This is a genomic window from Streptomyces sp. NPDC001222 (assembly GCF_042896945.1).
In the GTDB taxonomy this organism is placed as follows: Bacteria; Actinomycetota; Actinomycetes; order Streptomycetales; family Streptomycetaceae; genus Streptomyces; species Streptomyces gibsoniae.
This window is the reverse complement of the sequence record NZ_JBIAXT010000025.1, coordinates 36,236-50,190: the sequence shown is the minus strand read 5'-3', so window position 1 is coordinate 50,190 and position 13,955 is coordinate 36,236. Positions and strand designations below refer to the sequence as shown.

10 protein-coding genes are annotated in these 13,955 nt (G+C 61.6%); 5 read left to right on the top strand and 5 right to left on the bottom strand.

Annotated elements, in window-relative coordinates:
- Window positions 1-19: 19 nt before the first annotated feature.
- The 5 genes from ACFY2Z_RS28635 to ACFY2Z_RS28615 form a co-directional block, all read right to left on the bottom strand.
- The gene (locus ACFY2Z_RS28635) at window positions 20-1,234 is read right to left on the bottom strand and encodes a cytochrome P450 (RefSeq protein WP_390746973.1); all 1,215 of its coding nucleotides are present in this window, start codon (window positions 1,232-1,234) and stop codon (window positions 20-22) included.
- 41 nt (window positions 1,235-1,275) lie between these two features.
- Window positions 1,276-3,216, bottom strand: a complete 1,941-nt coding sequence (locus ACFY2Z_RS28630) for an FAD/NAD(P)-binding protein (protein ID WP_390746972.1) — start codon at window positions 3,214-3,216, stop codon at window positions 1,276-1,278.
- 88 nt (window positions 3,217-3,304) lie between these two features.
- Complete coding sequence (pheA, locus tag ACFY2Z_RS28625) at window positions 3,305-4,183, bottom strand: prephenate dehydratase (RefSeq protein WP_390746971.1); 879 nt, start codon at window positions 4,181-4,183, stop codon at window positions 3,305-3,307.
- 13 nt (window positions 4,184-4,196) lie between these two features.
- Complete coding sequence (locus ACFY2Z_RS28620) at window positions 4,197-5,372, bottom strand: LeuA family protein (protein ID WP_390746970.1); 1,176 nt, start codon at window positions 5,370-5,372, stop codon at window positions 4,197-4,199.
- A gap of 74 nt (window positions 5,373-5,446) precedes the next feature.
- Window positions 5,447-6,643 (bottom strand): pyridoxal phosphate-dependent aminotransferase, encoded by a 1,197-nt coding sequence (locus ACFY2Z_RS28615; protein WP_390746969.1) that lies wholly within the window; start codon window positions 6,641-6,643, stop codon window positions 5,447-5,449.
- A gap of 964 nt (window positions 6,644-7,607) precedes the next feature.
- On the opposite strand from ACFY2Z_RS28615, the gene ACFY2Z_RS28610 reads away from it, so the two are divergent.
- The 5 genes from ACFY2Z_RS28610 to ACFY2Z_RS28590 all read left to right on the top strand — a co-directional run bounded on the left by ACFY2Z_RS28610 (window position 7,608) and on the right by ACFY2Z_RS28590 (window position 13,933).
- On the top strand, window positions 7,608-8,858 hold the full coding sequence (locus ACFY2Z_RS28610) for an acetyl-CoA carboxylase biotin carboxylase subunit family protein (protein ID WP_390746968.1): 1,251 nt from the start codon (window positions 7,608-7,610) through the stop codon (window positions 8,856-8,858).
- 404 nt (window positions 8,859-9,262) lie between these two features.
- On the top strand, window positions 9,263-9,985 hold the full coding sequence (locus tag ACFY2Z_RS28605) for an O-methyltransferase (protein WP_390746967.1): 723 nt from the start codon (window positions 9,263-9,265) through the stop codon (window positions 9,983-9,985).
- Between the two features lie 124 nt (window positions 9,986-10,109).
- Window positions 10,110-11,342 (top strand): MFS transporter, encoded by a 1,233-nt coding sequence (locus tag ACFY2Z_RS28600; RefSeq protein ID WP_390746966.1) that lies wholly within the window; start codon window positions 10,110-10,112, stop codon window positions 11,340-11,342.
- Between the two features lie 33 nt (window positions 11,343-11,375).
- A complete protein-coding gene (locus tag ACFY2Z_RS28595) occupies window positions 11,376-12,668 on the top strand; it encodes an ATP-grasp domain-containing protein (protein WP_390746965.1) in 1,293 nt (430 codons plus the stop codon).
- Window positions 12,665-13,933, top strand: a complete 1,269-nt coding sequence (locus tag ACFY2Z_RS28590) for an ATP-grasp domain-containing protein (protein ID WP_390746964.1) — start codon at window positions 12,665-12,667, stop codon at window positions 13,931-13,933. Before ACFY2Z_RS28595 ends, ACFY2Z_RS28590 begins: the two co-directional genes overlap by 4 nt.
- Window positions 13,934-13,955: the final 22 nt, after the last annotated feature.

The window sequence follows — 13,955 nt, the reverse complement described above, 5'->3', positions numbered from 1 at the left end:
GCACGGTGGGCTCAGTCGGTCACCAGATGACGGGCAGTCGGGTGACCCCGGTGATCGACTGGTCATCTTTGAACTCGAGGTCTTCGAAGGGCACAGCCAGTCGCAGAGTCGGCATCCTCCGCAGCAGGGCGGCGAAGACCACCTGGAGCTCGACCTTGGCCAGCAGATGCCCCAGACAGTGGTGCGGTCCGTAGCCGAACGCGAAGTGCTGACGGAGCTTTCCGCGTGCCCAGTCGATGGTGTCCGGGTCGGCGAAGAAGTCCGCGTCACGATCGGCGGACGAAGTCAGGGCGATCACCCCCTGCCCCGCCGGTATCACCACTCCGCCTATCTCGACGTCTTCCGCAGTCACGCGCACAGCGGTCTGGTGCACGACAGTCAGATACCGCAGGAGCTCCTCGACCGCGACGGCCAGCTGACTCGGGTCGGAACGAAGGGCCTCCCACTTCCCGGGGTTTTGCAGAAGAGCCAGTGTGCCCATACTGATCATGCTCACGCTGCTCTCGTGACCAGCCACGAGTATCAGCCGCGCGGTCGCGTTGAGGTCCTCGCGATCGAGGTCGCCCGGGAGCAGGTGCTCATGGACGAGCCGACTGAGCATGTCGTCCTCGGGCCTCTCGCACTTGGCGTCGATGAGACGGTCCAGGTAGGCAATCAGGCTCTCGACGACGTGCCTGGTCTCCTCGGGTGTCGACTGCGTCGACATGTACCGCTGGGTGAGGTCACGGAAGTAGGCGCGGTCCTGCTCTGGGATGCCGAGCATCCAGCAGATGACCCGGGTGGGTATCTCCTCTGCGATCTCACCGACCAGGTCGAAGGGCTTCCCTGAGGTCAGGAGCCGGTCGATGATGCCGTCGGCCAGCGTCTCGATCTCGGGCCGCCAGCGCTCGACCGCCTTTGCGGTGAAGTCCTGGGCGACCATCTTGCGTAGCCTGCTGTGCTCAGAGCCGTCCATGCGCATGAAGTTCCGGCGCCCGACGGAGCGGAAGGCGAGCCCGACCGAGGGACGCATGAGGGGAAAGCCCTCGCGCGTGATGTCCGCGCTGAAACGTTCATCGGTGAGGACCGTACGCACGTCCTGGTACCGGCTCACTGCCCAGATCCGCTGCCCGCTCCAGAGCGTGACCTGCCGTACAGGCTCCTCCCGACGCATCCGCGCGTACTCCTCGGGAGGGCTGAAAGGGCAGGTCCGCACAGGCGGAAACGTCTGTTCCTGCGAGGTGTTGATGCTCATCCATCCTTCTCTCGTCGTCCCCGCGCAGCGAGGTCCTCTGGTCACTGCCCGGCGTGCGCCGACACTGGATCGGGGACGCGGGCGCCGACGAGGACGCTCATCGCGACGTCGTCCGCGTCCTGGTCGAACTGCGACCAGAAACCGGGGCGACGCCCGCCCACAGTCATGAACCAGCGGGTGTGCTCCGTGGGAATACCCAAGACGCAGATCCCCCGGTCCGCCTCCCCCGTGGCCGGCAAGGGGTGGTAAGGCGTGTGCGTGACCGCCACACCCCCGGTCTCGAATCCTTCTTCCGGGCCGTGGGACGGATCCCAGACGTTGCGGTAGGGCTGAACGACGCCGCGGGCGTAGAGGTCCGCCATCATCGGTGAATCGTCCAGGCGCACATCGGTGGGCGGCACACGGGCATCGATCACCGACTCCAGGAGCACGCTCGAGCCTTCAACGGAACCCGAGTGTCCGACGAAGCAGTCACGCGTCTCGTCCACAGCGAAGCGGGTGTCCGGCCCGAGCACAGTCAGCACACCGCTGTCGATCAGTGCGAGTGCCTGGCGCAGCCGGATGCGTGGCGGGCCGGATACGAGAAAGGCGCTCCGCTGTGCATACCAGCCCAGAAAGTCCTGCTCGTGGGAGGAGGGGGTGAGCGCGGCGAAATCGACGAGCTTACAGATGAGCCAGCGTACGTCCCGCAGCACATCCAGAGCCGCCTTGCGAGGGGAGGCGACATTGCCCAGGTCGGCTTCACGAAGGTCTGCTTCCACCACCTCTCGGAGCGCGCGGTGAAAGTGATCCGGGCCGGCGAAGGCACGCCGTCCGAAGGGCAGGGCCAGCGCGTCGAGGTCGGGGGCAGCCATGGGAATCAGCCCGTGCCGGTTTGCCAGTACAGCGATGTCGGGGCACGCCCGACGCGCCGCGAGGGCCACCGCATGGACGAAGTGCTCTCGCTGCGCCGAACACGCACTCAGTCGGTTGTGCGCGAGGGTGGAGACGAGGTCCATCTCCGCGCGCAGCCAGGGAAAGACGTCGCGGACGAAGTCCAGCCTCGGTCCCGCCTTCAGCAGCTCGACGCGCTGCTCGGTGAAGACGGCGGGGGCGTACACCTCGTCCAGTGGCTTGTGATTCACCCCTCGGCCCGGCATTAGCATGCCGCTGCGTGACCCGGCGAACAGGCGTGGTTCGTCCCCGGAAGCCTCATAGCGCAGCTCTCCGTCGGCTGTCTCTTTGAATTGCCCACCCCGGCCCACCGTCAGGGCGGCCATTACGTCATAGAAGGTCAGCCCCAGCCCGATCACGCCCACCGGAGAGCCACCCGGCAGCTTGTCCAGGCGCATCTCGGCCGCCGGACCGGCCGACACGTACCTCAGATGCGGGCGCCGAGAGGCGAACCTCCGGAAGTCCAGGGACTGCCCAGTCAGACGCGGCTGGGCGTGCCCCGTGGTGAGGACCACGCGGTGCGCGGCCATACCGGATCCGTCCCCCAGCTCGAGCTGGTATCCCCCGGCGCCGTCGCCGCGCAAGCGAATGACCCTCTGCTGTCGCCGTACCAGCGTGACCTGCTCTGGCAGTGAGGCCTCAATGCTCTCGAGCACGAAGTGGAGGTAGCGTCCGTACAAGGCCCGCGGAGCATAGGAATTGGGACCCTGAAAGCCCGTCGCGTGCTGCTGCCACCACTGCGCGAGCGAGGGTCCCGCCCCGGGCCTGCTCCCTTCCCCCGGCTCCGGCGGGCCGGAGAACATGGAGATCTCGTCCGCCACCGTGTTCATCAGCAGGTGCACGGGCTGGTCAGTGCGCCAGATACGCCCACAGCCCACTTCGATCGCGTCGATGAGATGAATGGCCACCGGAACCGACGGCGGGGACTGGGCCAGGCGGAGCGCCATGCGTTCCAGGACACTGATGCCGCGCGGGCCGCTGCCGATGACGGCGACGGTCCACGGATCGTCGCTCGACAGCGTGTGGTGCGGAGCCAGTGATGTGTGCATCGGTGCGGTGTCGCCAGTTCTGTGTCGGTGTTCGTGCAGAGGAGTTCTCGATGCCCTGATCAGTGGCACCGGGGGCGGGGCCGACGGCTCAGAGGGCGGCCATCTGCGGCCGCAGGCTCCCGGGTCGGCCGGCATGGTGCCGTGGATAACTACCGAGTAAGTGCACGGCCGTTGCCCGGCGCCTGACCGCCGCGATGGCGTCCGTCACCGCTGGATCCTGGATGTGTCCCTCCAAGTCGAGGAAGAAGTAGTAGCTGCCCAACTCCGAACCGGTGGGCCAGGACTGGATGCCGGTGAGGCTGACTCCTCGCGAGGAGAACTGCTGGAGGATCTCGACGAGGACTCCAGCGGCCAGACCCTCGGCCGACACCACCAGCGTGGTGCGGTCGTCTCCCGTGCGGACGCGGGGTGTCCCTCCGCCCGTGACGACGATGAAACGGGTGACGGCGTGGGCATGTTCGCCGATGTCAGAGGCGAGCACTTTCAGACCGTAGGACTGCGCCGCAGCACTCGACGCGATGGCCGCCACGTCTTGGTCACGGCCTTCGGCGACCGTCCGCGCCGCGGCAGCGGTGGAGGTCGAGAAGATGGTGTCGACATCAGGCATGTGCAGGTCTAGCCACTTGCGGCACTGGGCGTGCGCGTGCGGGTGGCTTAACACGGTGGTGATGCCTTCGCGGGTGTGCTGCGGGTGCGCCATGAGGTGAAAGGTCACGGGCAGGTGCACCTCGGCGTCTATACGCAGGGGGCCGTCACCGGTGACGAGCTCCTCCAGGGTGGCCGGCACGACGCCTTTGACGGAGTTCTCCAGAGGGACTACCGCGTAGTCGCTCTCGCCGGAGCGTACGGCTGACAGCGCGGCTGGCACGGTAGCGCGGGGCATCGTCTGTATCCCCGGGGCGTTCGGCAGGCTCAGCAGCGCTGCCTCCGTGAAGGTTCCGGGTGGGCCCAGATAGGTGTACTTCATGTGTCGGCGCCCGTCACCCAGCGAATTCAGGCCTGAGTCCGGGCGCCAGGGGCACCTCGCGACGGCCGAGCTCAAGGGCGAGCCGCTGGCGCAGAACCCCCAAGTCCTCGCAGTCACTGCCACGACGCTCCGCGATGTGCCTGCGGTAAAGGTCATCGATTTCGGTCTCGGTGAGACGCGCGTCCAAGCCCTCCAGCAGGTGGCGCAGAATGCTGCGGCCGGAGTGGCGGCCGATCAGGAGCGATCGCTCCCGACCGAACACGGCCGGCTCCACGTACTCGTAGGTCGCAGGGTTGCTGAGGATTCCCTGCTGATGGATGCCCGCGACCGTGCCGAAAGCGTAGGTTCCGAAGATGGGCTTGTTCCGGGGTTCCGCCAGGGCGATCATCTCCCTCAGCGCGGTGTAGGCCTCGTACATGCCGTCCAGGCGGATGTCGGTGTGCGCACCGTAGAAATCACTCTTGTAGGAAAGTACAGCCGCGAGTTCCTCCAGAGGAGTGTTGCCCGCGCGCTCGCCGATTCCTCCGAGCGTGACCTGCACTTCGTCCGCGCCGGCCTCGAGTCCGGCCAGGGCGTTAGCGAGGGAGAGACCAAAGTCGTCGTGGCAGTGGGTGGAGACACGCGTGGTGTCGGGTACCCAGCTGCGGATCTTGCCGATGAGTTCGCCGTACTCGTTCGGGACCATGCAGCCGGTGGTGTCCGCCAGGATGATGCAGGTCGCACCGGACGAGACAGCCGTCTCCGTGAGTTCCTTGAGGAGTTGGTCGTCGCTGCGGCTGGCGTCCTCGATCCCGACGGAGATGTGGGTGATGCCGAGTGCGGCCGCGTGCGCGACCGCCGTGGATACTTCCGCGACAGCCTCGGCGCGGCTGATGCCGCGCTTGTACCTCAGGTGAATGTCACTGCCGGTCGCCACCATCTGCACCTCGTGGTTATCGGTGCCCCCGGCCTCAACCGCAAGGTCAATGTCCTCGCGACGAGTCCTGGAGAACGTGGCGAACCGACAATTGGTGAGGGCACGCGAGATCTTGCGCGTTGCCTCGAAGTCGCTGGGGGAGGAAGCGGGGAAGCCCGCCTCCACGCAGTCAGCCCCCAGCGCCTCGATGCGCAGGGCCATCTCCAACTTCTGGTCCGGTGTCATGCCGTTTGCCGGGGCCTGCTCCCCGTCGCGCAGGGTCGTGTCGAACACGCGAACCCTCTTGGACGTCGACTGGTGCTGCATGATTCCTCCCGTGCAAGCAAGTGGATACGGAGTCAGGTGTTTCAGTCGAGCGTGGAAAGGACGTCGCACAGCTGGCTGATTCCGGCTTCCACCGTGGCTGTGGACGCCGCCAGTGACAGACGGATGTGCCCCTCGCCGCCAGGCCCGAAGGCCGAACCGGGGGTGACGATGACACTGGCTTTCTCGATGAGCCATTGGGCGCAGGCGTCAGAATCCAGAAATCCAAGCCCGGAAACGTCGGGAAAAATATAGAAAGCCCCATCGGGCAGAGCGCATTCGATCCCGGGTACCTGACACAAAGCGGCGTGCGCCCATTCCCGGTGGCGATTGTACTGCTCTACCATGCGCCGCACCGGTGACTGGTCGCCCGTCAGTGCGGCCACACCTCCGCGCTGAATGAAGGATCCCGCTTCTCCGACCGAGTGCTCCTGTACTTTGAGTACAGCATTCATCAGTTTCTGCGGCCCGGAAACATATCCGAGCCGCCAGCCGGTCATGGCATAGCTCTTAGAGAAGCCACTGACGGCCAGTGTTCGTTCCGCACATTCCGGAAATTCAGAAGGTGAGCAGTGTCTGTTTTCGTCGAAGACAATGTCTTCGTATATCTCGTCGGAGACGACGACCAGATCGTGAGCCGCCGAGAAATCGGCGACATCACGCAGTTCGGATGCGCGTAGAACCCTACCAGTCGGATTGGTCGGCGAGTTGAGCACGATCGCTTTCGTTTTCCGCGTCAGTTTTGCTTCCAGGAGTTCCCGAGAGAGCGTGAACCCGTCATCGGCGCACAGCGGTACGGAAACGGGTTCAGCTCCGGCGAGGCGCACCATCTGCCCGTAGCTAACCCAACTAGGGGTGGGAATCAGGACCTCGTCGCCGGGATCGAGCACCGCCATGAGGGACACGAAGACCGCATGCTTGGCCGACGGCGTGATCACGATCTCGCGCTCGGGATCACGTGTGACCCCGGATCGGAGCTGGAGGCGATTCGCCACAGCGGCACGCAGCTCGGGCAGTCCACGGCTCGACGTGTAGTGCGTGAAGCCTTCCTCGAGCGCGCCCTGGGCCGCGTCCACGACGTGTTTTGGTGTCGCGAAGTACGGGTCTCCGCCGGCGAGGTTGACGACCTTTCGTCCGCCTTCCTTTAGTGAACGAGCTCGATCGGCCAGCGCCATCGTCGCGGATCGCTCAATACTGGCAACCCTTCGCGCAATGCGATGCTCCACGGTGATGCCTTTCACATTTCTCACACAAAGGTGGCAGGAGGTCGCCACAGAAAGCAAGGGGTCTCGGCCTTACCCGGAACGCCCCATTGCGCGAGCACTAATTCACAGGGCATCTGTCATCCGGATGACGCTCCGAGCATGATCATCCCGTAACCGCCTGTCAACCTCATCGAAAGGTTCCATTCACCCTACCTGTCGACCATACGTCCGTATTGTGAAGCTGATTTTTGCCTCCAGTTGACCCGGTAACTAGGTTTCCATGGGGCGGAATCAAAAGGCCCGGCAACCCGCAGTGCGCCGAACAAGGGAGGATTCCATTGCAATATCTTGGGCGACGATGTGACGTATGTCACACCCTATTGCGTTGAGTCCTTGGGTGTGGAACGATCTTGGAAAGAATTCCAAAAGCAAATTTATGTCGTCGTTTAGCGCAGTTATAAATAAGGCGGCACCTCGTGAATTCAGATGCCGCCGGCGACCGCCAGACGGAATATCAGCTGCCGTCGTACGAGGAACCATCTATGCGTCACCGAAGAACGGTAGGCAGCGAGCCTCTGCCAACTTACGGCGTGAGAAGGTCAGTTGGTTCGACAGATGCGTGACCTGGTAGACGGGTTCACAACCAAGATCACCCAGTACCCACCAGAGGCTTCACGCGCTTGTCGACCCGTGCGGGCTGGACGTGTCCAGTGGGGCTGTCGCCTCATCGGGACCAACAGCAATCCCTCGCCCTGACGCCGATCTTTCTTGTAGTGGAGCACGCCTTTATGACGAAGCAACCCACATAGCCGTCGGTTGCGGAACGATCTCCGTCATACCGCGCATCGGTCTCTCAGCGTGAACGGTTACTTGGGCCCGTCACTGCTCCCGAAAGGCCGGCCTTCGCCCACTAATTCATTGGCGAAGGCCGACAATAAATGCTCCTAGTGGCGAAGTATTTCAATACTACTAGCTCCCTCCCGCAAACAGGAAACATGGTATGTCGAACCTCATCTTCTGCAATCTCAAGGTGCTTCTGAGGAACACGCCTGAAGAGTGGTTGGAGGCCACTGGGGGTTCCGCGACCCTTGTCACAGGAATCGACCAAGATCACACCGCAGTTTGGCTCGCAGAAAACTACGGCGACGCTTTCGCGGATATTTACGGGTTCTCAAACTATGCGGTTAACGACCTGGTATTGAAGTCTGCCGACGCATTGGTCAGCGGTGGGTCGTTTACACGTATCGTGGCCATGACTGAAGTTGACGTGATGCGGGCCGCCATACTCCGTGAAAGGCATGGAATTCCGGGCTTGCTGCCTAAGGACGCCATCTACATGCGGGACAAGATCCTCATGAAAGAGCGTGCTGCCGAGAGCGGTATTTTGGTGCCCCGCGATCGCAAGGTTTCCAACGCGTTGGAGGTCATGGACTTTATTGACGAGGTCGGCTACCCGGTCGTATTGAAGCCTTCCTGTGGTGCAGGGTCGATGCATACCTTCGTGATTGGGTCAGAGCAGGAGCTTGACCGGGTCCTGGAGGGTGGCTGCTTCTCAGGTTCTCCGGTCGACATGATGCCGGAACTCTTGCTCGAGGAGTTCATTCACGGCGAGCAGTACCACATTAACGGTTTCTATGCCGACGGTAAGTGTCACTTCATGAACGTGGGCCGCTATATTGGTACCCACCTCGACTTCCTCCATGGTCGGCACATGGCAAGCACTTTGCTGGATGCCAGGAGCGCCCTCTCGCAGGAGATCGTTGCCTTCGTTCGGAAGATGCTGGAGACGGCGCTTCCCTTCGGCCCCGACGGAATGTTCTACGTCGAGATTTTTCAGCGCCCTGACGGACAGCTCGTTATGGGTGAGGTGGGTGCGCGCATCGGCGGTCTGTCGGTCTACGAAGAGAGCCGTTTCGGCTTTGGCGTCGACTTCAAAATGGCCGCGGTGCGGGCTTTTTGCGGCCGTGGGACCCCGCAGTGGCCAGTTGCCGAGGAGCTGCAGCGTGGTTTTGTTGGGCACGTCGTAATATCTCCTCAACCGGGGTTCCTCGAAGTGATTCCGCAGGAATGCCCCTTCGATTGGGTGCTTGACTATCGAGCTAGTCCGGCAGGGCGCCGCTACTCAGCGATGCGCGGGACCAACGGAGAGATCGCTACGATCATTGTCAGCGGCGAAAACGAAGCGGACGTTGAGCAGAATCTTCTGCAGGCCACCCAGTGGTTCTATGAAAACACGAAGTGGTCCAGCTGAGTAGCCTTTAAAGGGCGCTGAAATGAGCCAGAAGTGGCCCGCGGTTGCCATGACTCAAGTTTGATTGCTGGCCAACACGAGGCGATTGCGAGGGCGCTGTCTGTCGCAAATGGCGCGTCCCGGATCTGTGGAGTGGTGACCCGCCGGCGCTCAAAGCCGTGTTCACCCGGCACCTGGCTAGTCAGACTCGTGGGGTTTCAGGAAGTCGCCATGAGAATCTTCGAAGTGGAATGTAAGGCGGTGCCGCCGACTGGTCGGTTCTCGCAGACAGATGGCCGATGGCGTGGAGATTCGATCTCAGTTCGCTGCGCCGACGTCTCAAGCCGAGCTGTCCGATGGCGGACAGGAACTCGACCTCTCAACCGCCAGACCCATCAGCACAATAAATCACGTACGGAGGAAGCATGAGCAGTGAAGAGTGGCCGACCATCGCCGAGGTTTCCAAGGAAGTCCTGGCACAGAATACGTTCTTTCCGGGACAGGACCGGTGGGTCGAAGTGGACCAATTCATTTGGGACACCATGGTGCCCACCCGTGACCCGCATCTGAACAAGGCATACGAAGAAAGCCACAATCTAGGAGTCACTCCCAACCAGGGGCAGTTCCTTCATCTGCTTGCTCGGCTTATGCAACCCCAGAAGATCCTTGAAATCGGCGCCCTGGCCGGCTACAGCACTATCTGGCTGGCCAGGGCCCTGCGTGAGGGTGGGCATTTGTTGTCCCTGGAACTGAGTCCTAAGTTCGCGGAGGTCGCACGTGCCAATGTAGCGGCTGCGGGCCTGTCGGAGACTGTGGAGTTCAGGGTGGGGCCGGCTCTCGAGCAACTGCCTCAGATCGCTGCGGCAGGCGAGGGCCCCTTCGATATCATATTCATCGACGCAGATAAGCCGAACAATCCTGAGTACCTTGACTGGGCAATCAAGCTTTCCCGTCCCGGCACGCTTATTTACGGAGACAATGTTGTCCGGGAGGGGGAAGTCGTTAACACGGACAGCGACAACCCCAAGGTCATCGGCGTGCGCAAGTTTATCGAAATGCTTGCGAACGACCCTCGAGTAGACGCGACGGCCATACAGACCGTGGGCGCTACTGGTTATGACGGCTTCGCGATGGCCATCGTCCTTTAGTTAAAGGCATTCGTGCGGCCAGCCTCTCTCTGGTACTGGGGCTGGCCGCCCCAGTATGAGGGAACCCCAGCACGTTAGCAGACCACCTGATCCTGCCACACCCACTTGGAAACTTCCGTCGCACATGATGAAAATTTCTTTTCCGGATTCGCGAAATGCCCGTATCCTAGCCCTCGTCTCGCTGGCCAACGCCACCGGTCGAGGTTCCTTTGTCGCGTGCTCAGCCATCTACTTCACTCGGGTTGTTGGACTTTCCCTCACTGAACTCGGAACTGGGCTCACCGCCGCAGCCGTTTGCGGCCTGTTCTCTGGTGTTCCTTTCGGGTATCTCGCAGATCGGAAAGGGCCTCGCGAGACGGCGGCCGCCCTGCTCAGCCTGGCGGCTGTGGCTAGTACGGGGTACCTGTTTGTCCACTCGTTTATCCTATTCCTGACATCTGCATGCCTCATCTCCCTGTTCCAGGGTGGTGGCAGTGCGGCTCGCCAGGCCGCGTTGGCCGATGTCATCAGGGGGAACGAGGCGGTAAAGACCAGGGCTTATCTGAGATCCATCGGCAATGTCGGGATGGGACTCGGAACCGGTGTGGCGGGTATCGCGCTGGCTATCGATTCCCCCTCAGCATATCTGTTTGTCATGGCATTCAATGCGCTCTGTCTCGCGCTGTGTCCCATCATCATCATGCGACTGCCCAAGACCTCGTCACGCAACTCTAGAGCGGGCTCGGCGACGGCGCCTCCTAAGTTGGTTGTGCTCCGAGACCACCCTTACTCTTTGGTCACCGTGATTAACATGGCAATGATGCTGCACTTCCAGATAATTGAGATCGCATTGCCTCTGTGGATAGTCCATCACACGAGAGCTCCGATTTCCATGGTCGCGATCCTGGTGCTTTTCAACACTGTCACCGTGGTCTTCTTCCAGGTGAAAGTTGCCCACCGTATCGACTCGGTTCTAAAAGCGGTTAGTCACTGGCGATGGTCCGGAATATTGCTCCTTATCGCATGTTCGTGTTTCGCGGCTTCTTCGTGGGGCACGGCAACCACTGCGGTGCTCGCTCTCGTTGCGGCGGCCGCGGTTCATGCCTACGCCGAGATGGTGCAGTCGGCCGCGTCATCATTCCTAAGCTACGAGTTGGCGCCTCCAGACAAGCACGGCCAGTATCAGGGTTTCTTTAACACGGGCATGTCGTTCTCGCAAATGGTTGCCCCCGCCGTTCTGATTCCACTCGTGGTCGATTATGGAGCTCCGGGCTGGATGGTTCTTGGAGTTATGTTCCTCGCGACCGGGCTAATAATGGGGCCGGCCGTGCGGTGGGCCACACAGAGGCAGGAAAGCCCGATCGCGGCCGGCGTCTAGAAACAGCACACTAGTGACTCAGATGAGGAAGTAATGAACGTAACCTCGCGCACCTCCTACTCTGACCATGGGCATCGGCTTCTGATGGTGGGCTTCAATAGGCCTCTTATCGCCGAGCTGAACGCAATTATGCCCCGCGCTTCGCTGACCGTTCTGGAAGAACCTAACGTCTACCAGAGGAAGGGGCTTGCGGCGGTCCGAGAGGTCACCGAGTGCATATCCGAGGTCATTCTCGCCCCTTACCAGCAGTCCGAGCACTTTCTGCCTGAAGTACTGGCGGCCCACGCACGGGCTCCATTCAGTGCTGTCCTTCCGGGCCAGGAATATGGTGTGACGCCAGCAGCGATCGTCGCAGCCCGCTTGGGTCTGCCGGGAGCAGGGATCGAATCTGCAAGGATTCTCTCGGACAAGCTTTTGCTGCGCGAGGTTACCTCGAAGGCAGGCATGGCGGCTCCCATGTTCCTAGAGGTTCACAAGTTCGAAGACGTGGAGGCGTTCCTCAGCCGCTCGGACGGCAGGGCTGTTCTCAAGCCCGCCAACCGCCAGGCTAGTCTCGGAGTCACGGTCATTGACTCAGCAGAAGAGGCAGAGTACGCCTGGACACAACTGGTCACAGCCGAAGAACCCCGGCAGGTGTCCGACCGCGCATGGCATCACCGCTACCTCATCGAGGAGCGTCTCCATGGGCCTGAAGTCAGCGTGGAGGCACTGGTAGTCAGTGGGCGAATTAACTTCTCTAATGTCACCCAAAAAATCACAGCGGGCGGGTCGCATCCCGTGGAAACAGGGCATGTGTTGCCGGCGCCACTGGCAGCAACCGTCGAGCAGTTGCTACGTGAGTCGATGGAAGCTCTCGTCGATGCCGTCGGATTCGACACCGGGATACTTCACGCCGAGTGGATCATACAGGGCGGTCGTCCTGTCCTGATCGAATGTGCTGGGCGCGCTCCTGGCGATTATCTTTGTGACCTCATCAACCTGGCGTACGGGTTCAGCTTCATCGACACAGCACGAAAGATCCTCGCAGGTGCCGATGCAACGGCTCCCATCCGACCCAAGCAGGGCGCAGCCATCACATTTCTGACTGCGGCCCCGGGGACCGTCACCAACGTGAGCGGCCTTGATGAAGCACGAGCCACACCCGGAGTAGTGGAGGCCGTCCTTACCGCTGAGGTGGGCGACAGTGTAAGAACACTGCGAAACAGCGGCGATCGTCTGGGCTTCGTCATAGCAACCGCCCCCGACAGCTCCGCAGCTGGTCACACAGCCGACCACGCTGCCTCTTTGATTAAAATCCTCACCGACAGGAATGAGGCAGGAGCGTGAAGCTGCAATGCACAGGTAAGCATCTGCTCGTGATCAACGGCTCCCGTAACGACACCGTGGGGCTTCGCCTGGCCCGACCAGAGACTCGGATGAGCCTGATTACTCGTCAGGACATGTTCCACAGGGTCATTGATCTGGACGCTTATGAACGCGTCGTGGTTCTTCCCGCGACGGTCGACAGCGCGGAGTGGATCTCGACGGCTCATTTCATCAACACACGGGACGTAATTGACGCCATAGTCAATTACACCGAGTTCAGCGCCACAGAAACGGCTTTGATAGCCGATTCGCTGGGGCTGCGTGCCTACTCCTTGGACACCGCTCGTGTAGTGAACGACAAGAATTCCATGCGAACCCGCCTTCGAGAGGCTGGCGTAGACGACACTCGCAGTGAAATCATCACCTCCTTCGATAGCATGCAGGATGCGGCGGAGCGTATCGGGTACCCATTGATCTGTAAGCCGACGCGCGGAATATCAAGTAAAGGCATCACGCGTATCGACGGTCCGGGCAACCTGCTCCACGCATTCGAGCGGGGCATCAGCGGAGCCACGGGTCTGGACGTTCCTGATATTCTGATCGAGCAGTTCCACACAGGCCGCGAGTATAGCGTTGAATGCTTGAGTGATTCAGGTCAGCATTTCGTCGTCAGCATTACTGAAAAGCACATTGATGCGGCCACGTTCGTCGAGGTCGGTCACGTAGTACCCGCACCCCTCACTCCAGATGACACGGCCCGGATTGAGGGCACAGTCCGACGGATGTTGACTGCGCTGGGGATTGCGAACGGTTCCACCCATACTGAAGTGATCCTCACGGACTCGGCAGTGAGAATCGTGGAAACACACCTACGCTGTGGGGGGGATCGCATTATTGAGATGGTGCGCGACGTTACGGGTATCGATATGCCTACAGTGGCCGGCCGCCAAAGTCTCGGTGAATCCGTGCACGGGGAACTGGCCGACGCCCTCAGGTCAAGACCAGATGAAAGATATGCGGCCATTCGATACCTGGTTCCACATTCTCCTGGCGTAGTTGCATCCGTGGAGGGTTATGAGAAGGCACTGGGCATCGAAGGCGTCCAGGAGGTAGTAGTCATGCAGGGACCCGGTGCTGTGGTGACCGGCCTCAATAGTTCGGCTTCTCGCCTCGCTTTCGCTCGTGCTCTGGGAAGCACCCCGGAGGAGGCTATGGAGAGGGCCTGCGCCAGCGTCAATCACCTGGCCTTTCAGATGACAACGGCGTCGGTGGATATCACTGCGTGAGCTCCGATCACTCGCTCCCGAT